General features: G+C 64.0%; 6 protein-coding genes. 1 reads left to right on the plus strand and 5 read right to left on the minus strand.

Annotation, left to right across the window (positions count from 1 at the left end; translation table 11 throughout):
* Nucleotides 1-128: 128 nt before the first annotated feature.
* A complete protein-coding gene (locus B7X30_RS15280; protein WP_286731764.1) occupies nucleotides 129-404 on the plus strand; it encodes a ribbon-helix-helix domain-containing protein in 276 nt (91 codons plus the stop codon).
* 11 nt (nucleotides 405-415) lie between these two features.
* Here B7X30_RS15280 and B7X30_RS15285 read toward each other — a convergent pair whose 3' ends face one another.
* The 5 genes from B7X30_RS15285 to B7X30_RS15305 all read right to left on the minus strand — a co-directional run bounded on the left by B7X30_RS15285 (nucleotide 416) and on the right by B7X30_RS15305 (nucleotide 2,637).
* Nucleotides 416-1,057 (minus strand): hypothetical protein, encoded by a 642-nt coding sequence (locus B7X30_RS15285; RefSeq protein WP_286731766.1) that lies wholly within the window; start codon nucleotides 1,055-1,057, stop codon nucleotides 416-418.
* 2 nt (nucleotides 1,058-1,059) lie between these two features.
* Nucleotides 1,060-1,212 (minus strand): hypothetical protein, encoded by a 153-nt coding sequence (locus tag B7X30_RS15290; RefSeq protein WP_286731769.1) that lies wholly within the window; start codon nucleotides 1,210-1,212, stop codon nucleotides 1,060-1,062.
* Nucleotides 1,213-1,286: 74 nt separating this feature from the next.
* The gene (locus B7X30_RS15295; protein WP_286731770.1) at nucleotides 1,287-1,601 is read right to left on the minus strand and encodes a hypothetical protein; all 315 of its coding nucleotides are present in this window, start codon (nucleotides 1,599-1,601) and stop codon (nucleotides 1,287-1,289) included.
* Nucleotides 1,602-1,612: 11 nt separating this feature from the next.
* Nucleotides 1,613-2,101 (minus strand): outer membrane lipoprotein, encoded by a 489-nt coding sequence (locus B7X30_RS15300; RefSeq protein ID WP_286731771.1) that lies wholly within the window; start codon nucleotides 2,099-2,101, stop codon nucleotides 1,613-1,615.
* Nucleotides 2,102-2,193: 92 nt separating this feature from the next.
* Nucleotides 2,194-2,637 carry a DUF6573 family protein gene (locus B7X30_RS15305; protein WP_286731773.1) on the minus strand — a complete coding sequence of 148 codons (444 nt, stop codon included), beginning with the start codon at nucleotides 2,635-2,637 and terminating at the stop codon, nucleotides 2,194-2,196.
* Nucleotides 2,638-2,695: the final 58 nt, after the last annotated feature.

Raw genomic sequence — 2,695 nt, forward strand, 5'->3', positions numbered from 1 at the left:
CGGGCTCGGGGCTGTCCGTGCTCGAAGCCAAGCCGGTGGATCGCAAGGCGGTCGATGAGCTGCAGGCCCTCGTCAACGCATTGTTTTAATATCAATCCGCGATTGAACGAGACTGAAAGGACAATGCAATGGCGATTGTGAAACCGAAGGGCAAGGTGGCGACGGCCACGGCCGAAGCGTTCATCAGCGGGGCGCCGGATGCGGCGCCCGCGGCGAAGACGGTCAAGGGGGTGATGCTGGGCCATAAGCGTCAGATCACGCTCACCATCGCACCGGAGCTGCTGGCCCGGGTGGACGAGCTGGCCGGGCAGATCGGCCAGTCAAGGGCTGCGGTCATCAATCTGGCGATTCGCCAGGCGGTCGAGCGCGGGTTGACGATCGAGGGGCTGGGGCGGGCGGGGTGAAGCGTCTTCCGTCAAGCGTGATCGAGAAGTTCTTTCAGGAATGGGAATTCGTGGCAGCACAAGGCATCGATCTGATTGCGCAGCATGTCATGACCAGACTGATCGTGCGAAGCAAGGGCAAGGTAATAGTTTCGATCATCGTGTTTGGCGAAGATGATCCATTCGCCGGTGAGTTCAGCCGCACTTGCGCGCCGTAACCAGTTGTCGTGCACCGCATCCTTGACGATCATCTTCACACGTTCCTCAGTGATGTACCGTTCCTCGCCAGACCGTTCTGCATCTTGGACGAGCTGATCGAGCCATGGAAAGCCATCTTTGATGAGCCCGTTTCTCAGGTTTTGAGCCATGCCGCGCAGCCCGCCAGCCAAATAGTGCTTGTGCCAAAGTCCCTTCAAGGGCGGGTACTTGTTTTGGATCGGTGGTTTGAGTCGGCTCGGTGTCCCTTTGCCCTCAAGCGATTTAATCTCGTCGATCACCTTGGCAGGATGCAAAAAGCCAGACTGCAGACCGCTGAATAGCCCGAGAACGAGAAGCATGCTGTATCGTCCTGGCGCCGTCTGATCGAGACCGATGGACCGCGCGAAATTTTCTAGGTCCGCCGTCATGTCCTGGCCATTGGCGGCCGTCACCGTGACGATTTTTGCTTCCGTCATCGTCACGCCTTTGTTTTCTTACCCTTCGTCGCTGCGGATTCGTAGAGCTTGGCCCAGAACAGTTTCGCATCAGCGGCCTCGCTGTGGGCGCCTTGCCATTGCTTGACGAAGGCGGACAGGCGGCGCCTGATTTCGAGGCTGGAAAGGCTGGGCATAGGCTACGGATTCGGCAGGTAGAGCCAGATAAATAGTTATCCGATGCCGATGGTAGCTGGACAATGCGCAATGGTCAGCCCTCCCCTCGCAGTTTGGCGCGAAGCTCAACCAGGGCCAGCCAGGCGACGGCGCCGCCGGCGGCGCCGGCCAGCGCCCAGAGCAGGCCGCCCGCCAGGGCGCCTGCGATGCTGCCCAGCAGGGCAAACCACAGGGCAGGCTGACGCAGCGCCTTGAGCAGCAGCAGGCCCGCGCCCTTCTTGAGGGCCGCCCCTGCCAGCAGGCCCGCAAGGGCGCCAAGCAGCGCCCATGCGGGGCCTGCGAAGGCTCCGACAAGAACAAGGCCGGCCAAGGCGAACAGCAGTTCGATTTTGAAAATCCGTGAGCGCATGGCGGGCTCCTTCAACCCAGCGGCAAGGCTCGGGCCTTGCCGGTGCGGTCCATCAGAACTTGCACGCGCTCGCCGATGGTGAGCTGCACGTCAGCGGCCTGGGTGATGGCGAGCAACTGGCCCGAATCCAGCTTGACAGTCACCAGCAAGCCGTTTTCCTTGGCCGCGGCGCCTTCCAGCGTCTGGCCGCCCATGAGGCCGGCCAGCGCTCCGGCAATCGTCGCCAGTTTCTGCCCTGTGCCGCCGCCGATCTGGTGGCCGATGGCGCCGCCCGCCAGGGCGCCGCCGATGGCCCCAGCGCCGGAGCTTTGCCCGGCGATGATGACAGGATGCACGGCCAACACGGTGCCGAGTTCGACCGATTGGACGGACTGCGCACCGTTGATGGTGTAGCCCTGGGCGCTGGCCTGGGGTGTGCCGGCGCCCATCATGGGATTGGTGGCGCAGCCGCCGAGCATCGCCACGGCGAACGCTGCGGCAGTGAGGGGAAGGGATTTCATCATGGTGGAGACTCCAAGGACGCGGCCCACGCCGGGCCGCATCCTGATTCAGCAGGTGGCGAAATGCCCCGGCGCAAAACCGGGGCTGGGGTTCAGTCTTCGCTGGGCAACATCACGGTGATGCAGGGGCGGCCATCGTCGCCCGGCCCGACCTGGAACTTGAGCGTCACTTTGCGCGGCTGGACGCCCCGGCCTGCCGTGGGCGTGCGCAACAGGCTGTAGAACAGCGGCTGCTGGCTGGCGTCCAGGCCGCGGCGCAGCGCACCCCGCACGGCCAGGCTCAGCATCCAGACCACATCCCAAAGCCTGCCGGATTCGCTCTGGCCTGTGTAGCCCTTGCGGGCCTCGGTGGTGTCGGTCCACTCCACACAGTCGGCCCATGCGGCGCTGGTGAGCGCCACGGGCCAGACAATGCCGGCCTCGCGGGCAACGGTGGACACGTCGATCAGTTGGCCGTCCTCGATGGCCTGGGCACGGGTGTAGCTGTAGATCGGCTCGCCGAAGATTTCTCGCGAGGTGGCGGTCGTCGTTTGCATGGTGGTTGCTCCTGGAAGTTGCTTCTGCGGGATTCGCCCGGCCATCGAGCCGGGCGGG

Origin of the sequence: Thiomonas sp. 13-64-67 (assembly GCF_002282795.1) — a bacterium.
In the GTDB taxonomy this organism is placed as follows: Bacteria; Pseudomonadota; Gammaproteobacteria; order Burkholderiales; family Burkholderiaceae_C; genus Thiomonas; species Thiomonas arsenitoxydans.

Bases quoted from the DNA above. Each gene is read 5' to 3' on its own strand.
- B7X30_RS15285 (WP_286731766.1), bottom strand. From the start codon at position 1,057: ATGACGGAAGCAAAAATCGTCACGGTGACGGCCGCCAATGGCCAGGAC.
- B7X30_RS15280 (WP_286731764.1), top strand. From the start codon at position 129: ATGGCGATTGTGAAACCGAAGGGCAAGGTGGCGACGGCCACGGCCGAA.
- B7X30_RS15290 (WP_286731769.1), bottom strand. From the start codon at position 1,212: ATGCCCAGCCTTTCCAGCCTCGAAATCAGGCGCCGCCTGTCCGCCTTC.
- B7X30_RS15305 (WP_286731773.1), bottom strand. From the start codon at position 2,637: ATGCAAACGACGACCGCCACCTCGCGAGAAATCTTCGGCGAGCCGATC.
- B7X30_RS15300 (WP_286731771.1), bottom strand. From the start codon at position 2,101: ATGAAATCCCTTCCCCTCACTGCCGCAGCGTTCGCCGTGGCGATGCTC.
- B7X30_RS15295 (WP_286731770.1), bottom strand. From the start codon at position 1,601: ATGCGCTCACGGATTTTCAAAATCGAACTGCTGTTCGCCTTGGCCGGC.